Annotated in this window: 14 protein-coding genes; 6 read left to right on the forward strand and 8 right to left on the reverse strand. The window is 63.4% G+C overall.

The features are described 5' to 3' along the window. Positions 1-2: 2 nt before the first annotated feature. The 6 genes from PZL22_RS04825 to PZL22_RS04850 are packed head-to-tail and all read right to left on the reverse strand — an operon-like array spanning position 3 to position 7,033. Positions 3-392: a ribulose bisphosphate carboxylase small subunit gene (locus PZL22_RS04825; RefSeq protein ID WP_003528725.1), complete on the reverse strand. Its 390-nt coding sequence runs from the start codon at positions 390-392 to the stop codon at positions 3-5. A gap of 41 nt (positions 393-433) precedes the next feature. After that, on the reverse strand, positions 434-1,894 hold the full coding sequence (locus PZL22_RS04830; RefSeq protein WP_003528724.1) for a form I ribulose bisphosphate carboxylase large subunit: 1,461 nt from the start codon (positions 1,892-1,894) through the stop codon (positions 434-436). A 32-nt stretch (positions 1,895-1,926) separates the two neighbouring features. Further along, positions 1,927-3,006 carry a class II fructose-bisphosphate aldolase gene (gene fba / locus PZL22_RS04835; protein WP_127614357.1) on the reverse strand — a complete coding sequence of 360 codons (1,080 nt, stop codon included), beginning with the start codon at positions 3,004-3,006 and terminating at the stop codon, positions 1,927-1,929. 2 nt (positions 3,007-3,008) lie between these two features. Further along, the gene (gene tkt, locus PZL22_RS04840) at positions 3,009-5,093 is read right to left on the reverse strand and encodes a transketolase (RefSeq protein WP_284718200.1); all 2,085 of its coding nucleotides are present in this window, start codon (positions 5,091-5,093) and stop codon (positions 3,009-3,011) included. Between the two features lie 10 nt (positions 5,094-5,103). Further along, positions 5,104-5,973 (reverse strand): phosphoribulokinase, encoded by an 870-nt coding sequence (locus tag PZL22_RS04845; RefSeq protein WP_003528721.1) that lies wholly within the window; start codon positions 5,971-5,973, stop codon positions 5,104-5,106. Positions 5,974-5,983: 10 nt separating this feature from the next. After that, complete coding sequence (locus PZL22_RS04850) at positions 5,984-7,033, reverse strand: class 1 fructose-bisphosphatase (RefSeq protein ID WP_284718201.1); 1,050 nt, start codon at positions 7,031-7,033, stop codon at positions 5,984-5,986. Between the two features lie 101 nt (positions 7,034-7,134). On the opposite strand from PZL22_RS04850, the gene PZL22_RS04855 reads away from it, so the two are divergent. The 6 genes from PZL22_RS04855 (at position 7,135) to pqqE (ending at position 11,591) form a co-directional block, all read left to right on the forward strand. After that, entirely contained in the window at positions 7,135-8,076 is a 942-nt protein-coding gene (locus PZL22_RS04855; protein ID WP_284718202.1) for a LysR family transcriptional regulator, read from the forward strand. Positions 8,077-8,358: 282 nt separating this feature from the next. Continuing rightward, the gene (gene pqqA, locus PZL22_RS04860; RefSeq protein ID WP_003528714.1) at positions 8,359-8,454 is read left to right on the forward strand and encodes a pyrroloquinoline quinone precursor peptide PqqA; all 96 of its coding nucleotides are present in this window, start codon (positions 8,359-8,361) and stop codon (positions 8,452-8,454) included. 41 nt (positions 8,455-8,495) lie between these two features. After that, positions 8,496-9,407, forward strand: coding sequence for a pyrroloquinoline quinone biosynthesis protein PqqB (pqqB, locus tag PZL22_RS04865; protein WP_284718203.1), 912 nt, complete (start codon positions 8,496-8,498; stop codon positions 9,405-9,407). Next, positions 9,404-10,174, forward strand: coding sequence for a pyrroloquinoline-quinone synthase PqqC (pqqC, locus tag PZL22_RS04870; protein ID WP_284718204.1), 771 nt, complete (start codon positions 9,404-9,406; stop codon positions 10,172-10,174). The genes pqqB and pqqC overlap by 4 nt, the downstream gene beginning before the upstream one ends. Beyond that, positions 10,171-10,467 (forward strand): pyrroloquinoline quinone biosynthesis peptide chaperone PqqD, encoded by a 297-nt coding sequence (gene pqqD / locus PZL22_RS04875; RefSeq protein ID WP_003528708.1) that lies wholly within the window; start codon positions 10,171-10,173, stop codon positions 10,465-10,467. Before pqqC ends, pqqD begins: the two co-directional genes overlap by 4 nt. Then, entirely contained in the window at positions 10,464-11,591 is a 1,128-nt protein-coding gene (gene pqqE, locus PZL22_RS04880; RefSeq protein ID WP_284718205.1) for a pyrroloquinoline quinone biosynthesis protein PqqE, read from the forward strand. The genes pqqD and pqqE overlap by 4 nt, the downstream gene beginning before the upstream one ends. A 77-nt stretch (positions 11,592-11,668) precedes the next feature. On the opposite strand, the gene PZL22_RS04885 is transcribed toward pqqE, so the two are convergent. Together PZL22_RS04885 and PZL22_RS04890 are read right to left on the reverse strand one after the other, a co-directional pair. Continuing rightward, positions 11,669-11,908: a tautomerase family protein gene (locus tag PZL22_RS04885; protein ID WP_284718206.1), complete on the reverse strand. Its 240-nt coding sequence runs from the start codon at positions 11,906-11,908 to the stop codon at positions 11,669-11,671. 55 nt (positions 11,909-11,963) lie between these two features. Beyond that, positions 11,964-12,677 carry an SDR family NAD(P)-dependent oxidoreductase gene (locus tag PZL22_RS04890; protein ID WP_284718207.1) on the reverse strand — a complete coding sequence of 238 codons (714 nt, stop codon included), beginning with the start codon at positions 12,675-12,677 and terminating at the stop codon, positions 11,964-11,966. Positions 12,678-12,751: the final 74 nt, after the last annotated feature.

Genomic DNA, 12,751 nt, shown 5'->3' on the forward strand with positions numbered 1-12,751 from the left:
TCCTATCGCTGCGTTTCCCACATATAGTGCTGGCTGCGGCCGTTGCTCTCCGTCCGGGCCATCCTGAGGCTCGGCTCGTTTTCGGGACGGTTGACGATGAACGACATCGTCACCGTCTCCAGCCCGCGGCTGGAATCGAAGGCGTTGAGGCGGATATAGTCCTGCGGATGGGCCTTGCGGCAATCCTCCACCTCCATCATCACGCCTTTGGCGTCCTTGAGGTCGAACATCGGGTTGCCCCACATTTCCCAATAGGTGTTTCGCGGATGCGGGTCGTCGGTATATTCGACGCCGATAGCCCAACCCTTTCCAAGGCAATATTCCACCTGCGCCGTGATCTGCTCGTCGGTCAGGTCCGGCAGGAACGAGAAGCATCCCTGGGTGATACGCATGTCGTCTCTCCTTCTCTTCTTGTCCGTCAGGTTCAGGTCTGTCAGGCCGCGGTTACGCTCGGCACGAAATCCGACGTATCGGTCGGGGTGTAGTTGAAGCTGATATTGCCCCAGGTATCGAGGGCCGCTTCCAGCGGTTTGCACCACTTCGCCGCCGCCCGCAGGATCTCGGGACCTTCGTGGGCGATGTCGCGGCCCTCGTTGCGGGCAAGCACCATGGCTTCCAGCGCGACGCGATTGGCGGTGGCCCCTGCCTGGATGCCCATCGGATGCCCGATCGTGCCGCCGCCGAATTGCAGTACGACATCGTCGCCGAAAAGATCGAGAAGCTGGTGCATCTGGCCGGCATGGATGCCGCCCGAGGCGACGGGCATGACCTTCTTGAGGTCCGCCCAGTCCTGCTCGAAGAACAGACCGCGCGGAAGGTCGACCTCGTTCTTCATTTCGCGGCAGACATTGTAGTAGCCCTGCACCGTTGGCGGGTCGCCCTCGAGCTTGCCGACGGCCGTGCCCGCATGCAGGTGGTCGACGCCGGCCAGCCGCAGCCATTTGGCGATCACGCGGAAGGAGATGCCATGGTTCTTCTGCCGCGTATAGGTGCCGTGACCGGCCCGGTGCATGTGCAGGATCATGTCGTTCTGCCGGCACCATTCTGATATTGACTGGATCGCAGTCCATCCGACGATGAGATCGACCATGACGATGACCGAGCCGAGTTCCTTGGCGAATTCGGCGCGCCGGTACATTTCCTCCATCGTGCCGGCAGTGATGTTGAGATAGTGGCCCTTCACCTCGCCGGTGACGGCGGAAGCGTGATTCACGGCCTCCATGCAGTAGAGGTAGCGGTCACGCCAATGCATGAAGGGCTGCGAATTGATGTTCTCGTCGTCCTTCATGAAGTCGAGACCGCCCTTCAGCCCCTCATAGACGACGCGGCCATAGTTCTTGCCAGACAGGCCGAGCTTCGGCTTGGTCGTGGCACCCAGCAGCGGCTTGCCGAACTTGTCGAGCCGTTCGCGCTCGACGACGATCCCGGTCGGCGGGCCCCTGAAGGTCTTCACATAGGCGACGGGCAGGCGCATATCCTCGAGCCTTGCCGCCTTCAGCGGCTTGAACGAGAAGACGTTGCCGATGATCGATGCCGTCAGGTTCGCGATCGACCCTTCCTCGAAGAGGATGAGGTCGTAGGCGACATAGCAGAAAAACTGCCCCGGCGTTCCCGGCACCGGATCGACCCGGTAGGCCTTGGCGCGGTATTGATCGCAGGCCGTCAGGCGATCGGTCCAGACGACCGTCCATGTCGCCGTCGAGCTTTCGCCGGCAACGGCGGCGGCCGCTTCGATCGGATCGACGCCGTCCTGCGGCGTGATCCGGAAGAGCGCGATCAGGTCGGTGTCCTTCGGCTCGTAATCTCCGTTCCAATAGCCCATCTGGGCGTATTTCAGCACGCCGGCCTTGTAACGTTCGCGGCCCTTGATCTCTGTCTTTGCGTCGGCGTTCATAGTAGGGGGTCCTTTCCTCTGAATGGATGCGATCAGGCGGCTTCCGACCGCGCAGACTGGGGTTTCAGGGAGCCGCTTGCGTAGCGGCGGGCCATCTCCGACATCGGCACGACCTTGATGCGGGATGCGTTCCCGGCGGTGCCGAAGGCCTCGAAGCGGGCCTTGCAGACCGCGGACATGGCGTCCATGGCAGGTTTCAGGAATTTGCGCGGGTCGAATTCGCTGCGGCTCGTGTCGGCGACGCGGCGAAAGGCAGCGGCCGCGGCAAGGCGCAGGTCGGTGTCGATATTGACCTTGCGCACGCCGAAGCGGATGCCACGTACGATCTCCTCGACGGGGACGCCGTAGGTCTCGCGCATCTGGCCGCCATGGGCGTTGAAAACGTCCTGCCATTCCTGCGGCACGGAGGAGGAGCCGTGCATAACGATATGGGTGTCCGGCAGCCGCTCATGGATCTTCTCGATCACGTCCATGGCGAGGACTTCGCCGGTCGGCTTGCGGGTAAACTTGTATGCCCCGTGCGAGGTGCCGATGGCGACGGCCAGTGCATCGACGCCGGTCTCGGCGACGAAGCGGGCGGCTTCGTCCGGATCGGTAAGCAGTTGCGAACGGTCGAGCGCGCCTTCGAAGCCGTGGCCGTCCTCAGCCTCGCCATGGCCGGTCTCGAGCGATCCGAGGCAGCCGAGCTCGCCTTCGACCGAGGCGCCGACCATGTGCGCGAGGCGGCTTACCTCTGCCGTGATCGAGACGTTATAGTCGTAGTCGGCAGGGGTCTTGGCATCCTCCTTCAGCGAGCCGTCCATCATGACCGAGGTGAATCCGTGCTGGATCGCCGTGAGGCAGGTCGCGACATTGTTGCCGTGATCCTGGTGGATGCAGAGCGGAATGTCCGGATACATCTCTTCCAGAGCTTCCATCATCTTGGCGAGCATGACGTCGTTTGCGTAGGAGCGGGCGCCACGCGAGACCTGGAGGATCACGGGAGCATCTGAGGCTCGCGCCGCCTCCATGATCGCAAGCCCCTGTTCCATGTTGTTGATGTTGAATGCCGGCACGCCATAGCTGCGTTCGGCGGCGTGATCGAGCAATTGGCGAAGCGTGATGCGGGCCATTGTCATGCCTCCTCGGATGATCTGACGATGTGGGCGACCGGTTTGCCGGTCCGGGCACCTATGGGCGGCGTTTCCGGGCATGCCCGGCGGAGAAGCTCCAGGGCTTCTGCGACGACATGGTCGGCGGTAATGCCGAAATGGCGGTAGAGGTCTCCGGCCGGTGCCGAGGCACCGAAGCCTGTCATCCCGACGAAAGCACTGTCGGGGCCCATCCAACGGTCCCAGCCGAGGCGGCCCGCCGCCTCGATGGCGATGCGCGGTCCATCTCCGAGGACCTGCCTATGGTAGGCCGCGTCCTGAGCCTCGAACTTCTCCCAGCACGGCATGGAGACCACCGCCGCTGCTATGCCTTCTTCGGCCTGCAGGCGCTCCGCTGCGGCGACGGCGATCTCGACTTCGGATCCCGTGGCGAGAAGCGTGATGTCCCGGTCGCCGCGCGCCTCCCTAAGGACATAGGCCCCGAGCGCCGACAGGTTCTCGTTCCCGTCCGTCCGGCGCAGCATCGGCAGGGCCTGCCGTGAAAGGGCGAGGACGCTCGGCGTGTTCTTCTCGCCAAGCGCGATCTCCCAGCATTCCGCCGTCTCGATGATGTCGGCCGGCCGGCAGACGTTGAGGTTGGGCGTGGCGCGCAGCATGGCCAGATGCTCGACCGGCTGGTGCGTCGGGCCGTCTTCGCCGAGCCCGATGGAATCATGGGTCAGCACATAGATGACCGGCAGGCCCATCAGGGCCGAAAGGCGCATCGCACCGCGGGCATAGTCGGAAAAGACCAGGAAAGTGCCCCCATAGGGGATGAAGCCACCATGGAGCGCGATGCCGTTCATGGCGGCCGCCATGCCGTGCTCGCGGATGCCGTAATGCAGGTAGCGGCCCTTGAAATTACCCGGCGAGATGGGCTGGGTCTGCGAGGTCAGCGTCAGGTTCGAGCCGGTCAGGTCGGCCGAGCCGCCGATGGTCAAAGCGGTGGCGCCGTTGATGACCTCCAGAGCCATCTGCGAGGCCTGACGCGTGGCGACCTTCGTAGCCCTTGTGCGATGCGCGGCCCGGAATCTTGCAAGCAGATCGCCGACCTCGCCGTCGAGCTGCCGCTCTGCGGTCTGCTCGTAGCGCTTTTTCGCGCGCGAAGCGTCAAGGCGGATTTCCCACGCCTCGCGGGCCGTGCGGCCCCGCGTCGCCACCTTTTCCCAGGCGGCCTTGATCTCGGGCGGAACGAAGAAGGGCGGATGCGGCCAGCCGAGTTTTTCGCGTGTGGCAGCGATCTCCTTTTCGCCGAGCGCCGCGCCGTGGGTCTTGTGCGAGCCCTCCATGCTGGCGGCACCCTTGCCGATGCGGGTGCGGCAGGCGATCAGCGACGGCTTTCGGGTCCGGCGCGCCCGTTCGATGGCTTTTGCCACCGCGTCGGGGTCGTGGCCGTCGACTGCTTGCGCATCCCAGCCGGCGGCGCGGAAACGCGCAAGCTGGTTCATCGAGGTGGAGAGATCGGTCGAGCCGTCGATCGATATCCGGTTGTCGTCCCACAGCACGACGAGCTTGCGCAATTTCAAATGTCCGGCAAGGTCGATCGCCTCGTGGCTGATACCCTCCTGCAGGCAGCCGTCCCCCGCGACCACGTAAGTGAAGTGGTTGCAGAGCGCACTGCCGAAGCGGGCGGCCATCATCTGTTCGGCGATCGCCATGCCGACAGCGGTCGAGATCCCCTGGCCCAGCGGGCCGGTGGTGGTCTCGATACCGAGGGCATGGCCATATTCGGGGTGGCCGGCCGTTTTCGAGCCGAGCTTTCGAAAGGATGAAAGCTCGGCCATCGGCATATCGGCGAAGCCGATGAGGTGATGGAGCGAATAGAGCAGCATCGAGCCATGGCCGGCCGAAAGCACGAAACGGTCGCGGTCCGGCCAGTTGGGGTGTGACGGATCGATCCTGATGAAGCGGTTGAAGAGGACCGTCACCGCGTCGGCCATGCCCATCGGCATGCCGGGGTGACCGGAATTGGCCTTCTCGACGGCATCCATGGAAAGAAACCGGATGGCATCGGCCATGCTGCGCTCCGAGGCGGCGGCGCGCGGTCCGATCTGCTGCGAAACATTCATGATGTCCTCCTCACGACATGCGGTGCTTGCGCTCGAGCAGCTTGTGGATGAGCGGGGTGAAGATCAGCTGCATGGCGAGATCGAGCTTATCGCCCGGCACCACGATGGAATTGGCGCGCGACATGTAGCTGTTGTGCAGCATCGACAGCAGGTAGGGGAAATCGATGCTTTGCGGCTTGGCGAAGCGGATGACCAGGATGGATTCGGCCGGCGTCGGTATCCAGCGGGCGATAAAGGGATTGGATGTGTCGACGATCGGTACGCGCTGGAAATTGATGTCCGTCAGGGAGAATTGCGGGCAGATATAGTTCACGTAGTCGGGCATGCGCCGCAGGATGGTGTCGGTCACGGCCTCGGTGGAGTAGCCGCGGGTCGCCTTGTCGCGATGGATCTTCTGGATCCATTCGAGATTGATCACGGGCACGACGCCGATCTTCAGGTCGCAATGCTGGGCGAGATTGACCGTGTCGGTGACGGCGCAGCCATGCAGCCCCTCGTAGAAGAGGAGATCGCTGTCGCGGAATTCTTCCCAGTCGGTGAACGTGCCGGGGTCCGAACCGAACTTCGCGGCCTCGGCCTCGTCGTGCACGTAGTGACGGGTGCGGCCGACCCCGCGCCGGCCATATTCGGCGAAGACGCTTTCAAGGATTTCCAGTTCGTTCGCCTCGGCGGAGAAATGCGTGAAGTCGACGCCTCGGGCTTTCTCCTCCGCTATCTTGCTGCGCATGGTTTCCCGGTCGAAGCGATGAAAGGCATCGCCTTCGATGAAGGACGCCGAAATGTTCTCGCGCTTGAATATCTTCTCGAAGGTGTCCTTGACGGTCGTGGTTCCGGCGCCGGACGAACCCGTGATGGAGATGATGGGGAATTTGGCCGACATATTTTTCTCCTCAGGCCCGGAACAGACCGCGCTTGCCGAAGAGCGGAGCGCGTTCGCCAATCATGTTCGGGTCGACGTGATAGCGGGTGATGCGCGCCACCTCGCGGCGCGAACCGAAAACCAGAGGCACGCGCTGGTGCAGATTTTCCGGAACGAGATCGAGAATGCGGTCGATGGACGTGGTGGCCGCGCCGCCGGCATTCTCGATGATGAAGGCGATCGGGTTGGCCTCGTAGACGAGCCGCAGCCGGCCCTGGCTATATCCCTTCCGGCCGTCGGCGGGATAGAGAAAGATCCCGCCGCGGATGAGGATGCGATAGGTTTCCGCGACGAGCGAGGCGATCCAGCGCATGTTGAAATCCCGCTCGCGCGGGCCCTCGGAGCCTGCCAGGCAGTCGTCGACATAGAGCCGGATCGCTTCTTCCCAGTGCCGGTAGTTCGACATGTTGATGGCGAATTCGTGCGCGCGCTCCGGGATGATGGCCGACTTGTAGGCCTCGACGAAACATCCGAGCCTGCTGGAGAAGATGAAGATCTCCGTCCCCTTGCCGAGCGACAGGACCAGAGCGGTCTGCGGTCCGTAGATAAAGAAGCCCGCCGCCAGTTGCCGGTTTCCAGGTTGCAGGAAGGACTGGGAGGGGTCCACGTCCGGCCCCTTGGCGGCGGGAAGCACCGAGAAGATCGTGCCGATGGAAACGTTGTTATCGATGTTCGAAGAGCCGTCGAGCGGGTCGATGGCAACTGCGAGGTGCGCCGACGGGTCGAGCAGAACCGGATTTTCCAGTTCTTCCGAGGCGTAGCATGCGACGGGGGCGCCTTGCAGACACGTCAGGAATTGGTCGTCGCACAGGATGTCGAGATCCTTCTGCAGATCGCCATCCGTGTTGCTGCCGCCGTGGGTGCCGTTGAAAGCGGTACCGAGCGCTCCCTGGTTGACGAGCTTGCGGATGTCGAGGGCGGCCTTCGCCAGCCTCTGGATCACGGCGGCGACGTCCCGTGAAAGATCGTCGCCGCGGGCCGTGCATGAAGCGAGGTAAGCTTCGAGAGTCGCGCCTGACATGATGTCTCCTCCACACGCTGTCGAGGGAAGGATGGCGCAAAAGGGGAGTTTGTAAAATTTATTCATTTGACTTCATAAGTTAAATTTCCTTACTTTGGTGCATGCGCAATGTGACCTTTCGCCAGCTCCGCACCGTCGAAGCCGTTTGCCGGTTGGGGAAGATCAACCTTGCCGCCGAAGCATTGGGACTGACTGGACCGGCGCTCACCCTGCAGATCCAGCATCTGGAAAGGGACGCCGGCATTGCGCTCTTCGACCGCACGCGCGGCGGCATGGTGCCCACGGCTTACGGCCTCGCCTTTCTCGAGGCTGCGCGGGCGATCGAGGACAGCCTCATCGCCCTCGAGGATTCGATCGACGCCATCAAGGGACTCAGAACCGGGCGGTTGCGCCTCGGGGTCGTGTCGACCGGCAAATATTTCGCGCCGCAGCTGATTGCTGCCTTTCGCGATCAGGTCCCCGCCGTGGAGATAAATCTCTTCATCGGCAACCGTGCCGAAATCATCGCCAAGCTGCGGGACCACGAGATCGACATCGCTCTGATGGGGCGGCCGCCGCGCGATTTCGAGGTGAGGGCGCAGGTGTTCGGCGATCATCCTCTGGTCTTCATCGCCCCGGCCGGTCACCCGCTCGCAGGGGTGCTGGAGATTTCACGGGAGCGGATCGCGCAGGAACAGTTCCTGGTGCGCGAAAAAGGATCGGGAACCCGGATATCGCTCGAAATCTTCCTGAGCGACACACCGCACGAGCTCGAGGAGCTCGGCACAGAGATCGCTTCGAACGAGACAATCAAGCAGGCCGTCATTGCCGGTCTCGGTATCGCCTTCATCTCGGCGCATACGATAGAACAGGAGGTAAAGCTCGGCAGGCTCATGATCCTCGATGTGATCGACACGCCGATCCGCCGGCAGTGGTTCACCGTGTCGCGCCTGGACCGTGTCGCCACCCCGGCCATGCAGGCTTTCGAGCGGTTCGTGCTGGCATCCGGCGCGCGCTATCTGCCTGTGGTCAGTAAGCCTTATCCGGCCAACGCATTTGGCTAGATGCGAGCTTCATGTGGGCGGAAAGCGGCGTCGACCGACACCTAGGTCGTAATTGTGGGGCACCACATCGCTTGCTACCATGCGCCCAAGAGGAGATTTTACGATGCCTAAAGCCCGGCCACGGCGCCGCCGGGCTCTGCCGGAGCAGCGAACTGCCGCTCCGGCGCCTTGACCCGGGCAGGACTGCTACAGGTCCTGCCTGGTTTCATGCCCGCCCCGACCGCAAGGGCGCCTGCCGGAACGGGAGCGAGCACAACGACCCCACGGGCGAATGGAGGAAGTATGGCCTGGCATAAACCGAAATTCATCGAAGTCAGCTGCGCTATGGAAATCACCCGCTATGCTCCTGCGGACGGGGATGAACCGATCCTCTTCTGAAGGCCAGCTTGACGAGGATCGGTAAGGCATCAGGTATCCCGGTGAACAAAACGTCCGATCTTCGCATCATCGTCTTGGGGGCCGCCGCCGGCGGCGGTCTCCCGCAATGGAATTGCGGCTGTCGCAACTGCGCGATGGCGCGCGATCCGGCCTCCGGCCTCAGACCGCAAACCCAGTCGTCGCTTGCGGTGAGCCTCGACGGCGAGAGCTGGACCGTCTTCAACGCCTCCCCGGACATCCGCCAGCAGGTTCAAGACAATTGCCCGCTTCAGCCACGCCGGCTGCGTCACAGCCCCATCGAGAGTGTGGTGCTGACGAATGGCGACATCGACCATCTGGCAGGGCTTCTCGTTTTGCGGGAGAAGCAGGCATTCACCCTATTTTCGACCGGCGCAGTCGGCCGGATCGTCTCCGACAATCCGGTCTTCCAGGTCCTCGATCCGGAACTGGTGTCAAGAAAGACCATCGAAATCGATGAGGCGTTCTCTCCGCTGTCGGGCCTCGTAGCGCGGCTCTTCGCCGTTCCGGGCAAGGTGCCGCTCTTTCTTGAGGACGGCGAGCCCGAGCTGGGCATCGAGGGCGAGCACACGGTCGGAGTCGAACTGGAGGCCGCCGGCAGGCGGGTCTATTATGTTCCGGGCTGCGCGGTGGTGACGGATAGCCTCGCCGCGCGCCTGCGCGATGCCGATGCTGTCTTCTTCGACGGCACGCTCTTTTCCGATGACGAGATGATCCTGACCGGGACCGGCCGCAAGACAGGCCGTCGCATGGGCCACATGCCGATCGACGGGGAAGGCGGCAGCCTCGACGCGCTCGATCTCTTGAACATCCGCAGAAAGATCTATGTCCATATCAACAACACCAACCCGATCTGGCGGGCCGGCAGCGAGCGCGAGCGCGTCGAGGCCCGCGGTTTCGAGATCGGCTATGACGGCATGGAGGTCCGGCTGTGACGACGGCAACTGACAGACAAGCTTTCCATGCCCGCCTGCTGGAGATCGGCAAGGAGCGCTACCATGATAAGCACCCGTTTCATGCGATGCTCCATGGAGGCGGTTGCACGACGACGCAGGTCCGCGCCTGGGTGATCAACCGCTATTATTACCAGAGCCGCATCCCCATGAAGGATGCGGCCTTTCTGTCGCGTTGCGACGACCCGGATATGCGCCGGGCCTGGCGCTCCCGCATCGAAGATCACGACGGCGGCGTCGAGGAGGGCGGCGGCATCCGGCGCTGGCTGCGTCTCGCCGAGGCCGTGGGACTCGATCCAGCCTATGTCGGCTCCGCAAGGGGCGTACTGCCGTCGACCCGGTTTGCCGTGGACGCTTATGTTTCCTTTGTGCGTGAGAAGCCGCTGCTCGAGGCGGTGGCCTCCTCGCTGACGGAGCTTTTTGCGCCGAAGATCCACTCGGAGCGCATTGCCGGGCTGCTGGAGCATTACGCCTTCGCCGATGACGCGGCGCTCGCCTACTTCCGCCAGAGGCTGGCGGAGGCGCCCCGGGATGTCGAGTTCGGCCTCGCCTATGTCCTCGACCATGCCGACACGCGGGAAAAGCAGGACGCGGCCGCTCAGGCTCTCACCTTCAAGACGGATGCTCTCTGGGCCCAGCTCGATGCACTTTATTCGGCCTATGTCACGCCGGGGCGCATTCCGCCGGGGGCCTGGGACGGCCGGGAGGGGGTGATCCGCGAGCCGAGAGCGCGGGAGGCGGCGGAATGACGGCCGACGCGCCCGTGATTTCAGGATCGAGCGTCGTCAAGCTGGCACGAGGGGTCCGGCTGCATGAGGATCCGGTCCGCGGCCAGACCGTGCTTCTGGCTCCGGAGCGCGCCATGGCCGTGGACGACATCGCCGTCGCCATCGTTCAGGCTCTCGATGGCGAACGGAACCTCGACCGGATCGCCGCCGACTTTGCCGAGAAGTTCGACGCCCCCGTCGAAGAGATCGCCGAGGATGTCAGGACTTTCGTCCAGGAGCTCTCCGTCCGGCGCATGCTGGAGATCGTCCAATGAGCGACACTATCGCCCGGCCAGCCGAAACTGCCCGCACCTTGCCGCGCATTCTTCCGCCGATGGCCATGCTGGCGGAACTGACGCATCGCTGTCCGCTCGCCTGCCCCTATTGCTCCAATCCGATCGCCCTGACGCAAGCCAAGGAAGAACTGTCGACAGAGGAATGGACGGGCGTCTTCGCGCAAGCCGCCGATCTCGGCGTCCTGCATCTGCACCTGTCCGGCGGGGAGCCTGCCGCGCGCCGTGACCTCGTCGAATTGACGCAGGCGGCGAGTTCGCTCGGCCTTTACACCAACCTGATCACCTCCGGTGTGGGACTGACGGAGGCGAGGATGAACAGCCTCGCCGATGCCGGACTCGACCACATCCAACTTTCCATCCAGGGCGTTTCTCCCGAAAGCGCCGATCGGATCGGCGGGTACAAAGGCGGCTATGAACGGAAAATGGCGGTTGCAGGCTGGGCGGCCGATGCCGCTATACCGTTGACGCTGAACGCCGTCTGCCACAGGCAGAACATGGGCGAGATCGATGAGATGATCGAGCTGGCTATCCGGCTGAAGGCGCGCCGCATCGAAGTCGCCACCGTGCAGTTTCACGGTTGGGCCGAGCGCAACAAAGAGGTTCTCATGCCGACCCGCGAGCAGGTCGAACGCGCTACGCGAACGGTTGCCGAAGCACGCGAGAAATATCAGGGCATATTGGTGATCGACTATGTGCCCGCCGATTATTATTCGAAGTATCCGAAGGCCTGCATGGGCGGCTGGGGCCGCGTCGGCTTGAACGTCACGCCGTCCGGGCGGGTGCTTCCATGCCATGCCGCCGAAACCATTCCGAGCCTCTCTTTCGAGAACGTGCGCGAAAACTCGCTTTCCAGCATCTGGTACGAGAGCAATGCGTTCAATGCCTATCGCGGCGAGGACTGGATGCCGGAGCTCTGTCGGAGCTGCGAGCGCAAGAAGGTGGATTTCGGCGGCTGCCGCTGCCAGGCGATGGCGCTTGCCGGCGACGCGAGCGCAACGGACCCGGTTTGCATCCGGTCTCCGCTTCGCGATCGCCTGACGCTCGAAGTGGAACAGCTTTCGGCACCGTCGGTCGTGCCGATGAATTATCGCGGCCGGGCATAGCCGATAAAGACGCCGGCACGCTTCACTGGTTGGAAACAGTGAAGCGTACCGCGAGCGGCGGGTAGATCTTGCCGGCTTCAGGATCGGGCCGCCTCGGCGCGTTGCCGGCGGAATTGCACTGTCGGGAGGCCACCCCAACCCCAGTTATCGAGATCGACTTCCTCGATAACCACATAGGTGGATTCAAGCGGCTTGTTCAGAACATCGAGGAGCACTTCGCTGACGCCCTTGATGATCGCGGCCTTCTCCTCTGCGGTGACCGAGTTGCGGCCGGGTGCGCTTCCCTCGCGGGTAACCTGTACGGTGACGATAGGCATCGCAGTCTCCTTTGCGGCTTTGGTTTAGTGTTTCGTCGCGGGGGCGATATGCCGTTTACCAGCGTCCGGCGTTCTGACCGCCGTCGACATGGAGGATCTCGCCGGTGATGAATCCCGCGTTTTCGAGGTAGAGGACGGCATCCACGACGTCGCGAATTTCGCCCATCCGGCCGACCGGGTGCAGGCCGGCGAGCGTCGAATGCGTCTCAGCCGGATGCATAGGGGTCTTGATTACCCCGGGGGAAACCGCGTTGACGCGAACGCCGCTTCTGGAAAACTCCATCGCCAGCGACCGGGTCACCGCGTTCAGGCCACCCTTGGTGAGCGACGCGAGCGCGGAGGGCATGCCCACCATCGGCTGATCGACAAGGCTGGTGGTGATGCTGACAATATGACCCGAACCCTGCTTCAGCATTTCCGCCGCGGCTCGCTGGGTGATGTGGAAGAAGCCGGCGACGTTCACCCCAAGATTGTGGTCGTAATCCTCCTGGGTCATCTCGACGAACGGCTTGGCGAGGAAGACGCCGGCATTGTTCACCAGAGAGTCGATGCGGCCGAAGCGCTCGATCCCCTCGCGCACGATCCGGTCGGCGGTCTCCGTCTTGCTGATGTCGCCGGCGACGGTATGGATATCCGGGTCGGCGCTCGGCTTGATGGACCGGGAGGTCGCGACGACGCGGTAGTTCCGGTCACGATAGGCGCGAACCAGTCCGGCGCCGATGCCTTGCGAGGCGCCGGTGATGACGACGACTTTCTGTTCGTTACGCATGATGTGATCCTTTCTCGATCGCAGCGGCCGCTTCCCGCGTCCGCCCTCCGCCCTCGGAGTTGGTGCAATCGAAA

The sequence above is a fragment of the Ensifer meliloti genome (genome assembly GCF_030064585.1).
Taxonomy (GTDB): domain Bacteria; phylum Pseudomonadota; class Alphaproteobacteria; order Rhizobiales; family Rhizobiaceae; genus Sinorhizobium; species Sinorhizobium meliloti.

Coding starts and splice junctions, on each gene's coding strand:
- PZL22_RS04825 (WP_003528725.1), bottom strand. CDS start 392: ATGCGTATCACCCAGGGATGCTTCTCGTTCCTGCCGGACCTGACCGAC.
- PZL22_RS04830 (WP_003528724.1), bottom strand. CDS start 1,894: ATGAACGCCGACGCAAAGACAGAGATCAAGGGCCGCGAACGTTACAAG.
- fba (WP_127614357.1), bottom strand. CDS start 3,006: ATGGCCCGCATCACGCTTCGCCAATTGCTCGATCACGCCGCCGAACGC.
- tkt (WP_284718200.1), bottom strand. CDS start 5,093: ATGAATGTTTCGCAGCAGATCGGACCGCGCGCCGCCGCCTCGGAGCGC.
- PZL22_RS04845 (WP_003528721.1), bottom strand. CDS start 5,973: ATGTCGGCCAAATTCCCCATCATCTCCATCACGGGTTCGTCCGGCGCC.
- PZL22_RS04850 (WP_284718201.1), bottom strand. CDS start 7,033: ATGTCAGGCGCGACTCTCGAAGCTTACCTCGCTTCATGCACGGCCCGC.
- PZL22_RS04855 (WP_284718202.1), top strand. CDS start 7,135: ATGCGCAATGTGACCTTTCGCCAGCTCCGCACCGTCGAAGCCGTTTGC.
- pqqA (WP_003528714.1), top strand. CDS start 8,359: ATGGCCTGGCATAAACCGAAATTCATCGAAGTCAGCTGCGCTATGGAA.
- pqqD (WP_003528708.1), top strand. CDS start 10,171: ATGACGGCCGACGCGCCCGTGATTTCAGGATCGAGCGTCGTCAAGCTG.
- pqqE (WP_284718205.1), top strand. CDS start 10,464: ATGAGCGACACTATCGCCCGGCCAGCCGAAACTGCCCGCACCTTGCCG.
- PZL22_RS04885 (WP_284718206.1), bottom strand. CDS start 11,908: ATGCCTATCGTCACCGTACAGGTTACCCGCGAGGGAAGCGCACCCGGC.
- PZL22_RS04890 (WP_284718207.1), bottom strand. CDS start 12,677: ATGCGTAACGAACAGAAAGTCGTCGTCATCACCGGCGCCTCGCAAGGC.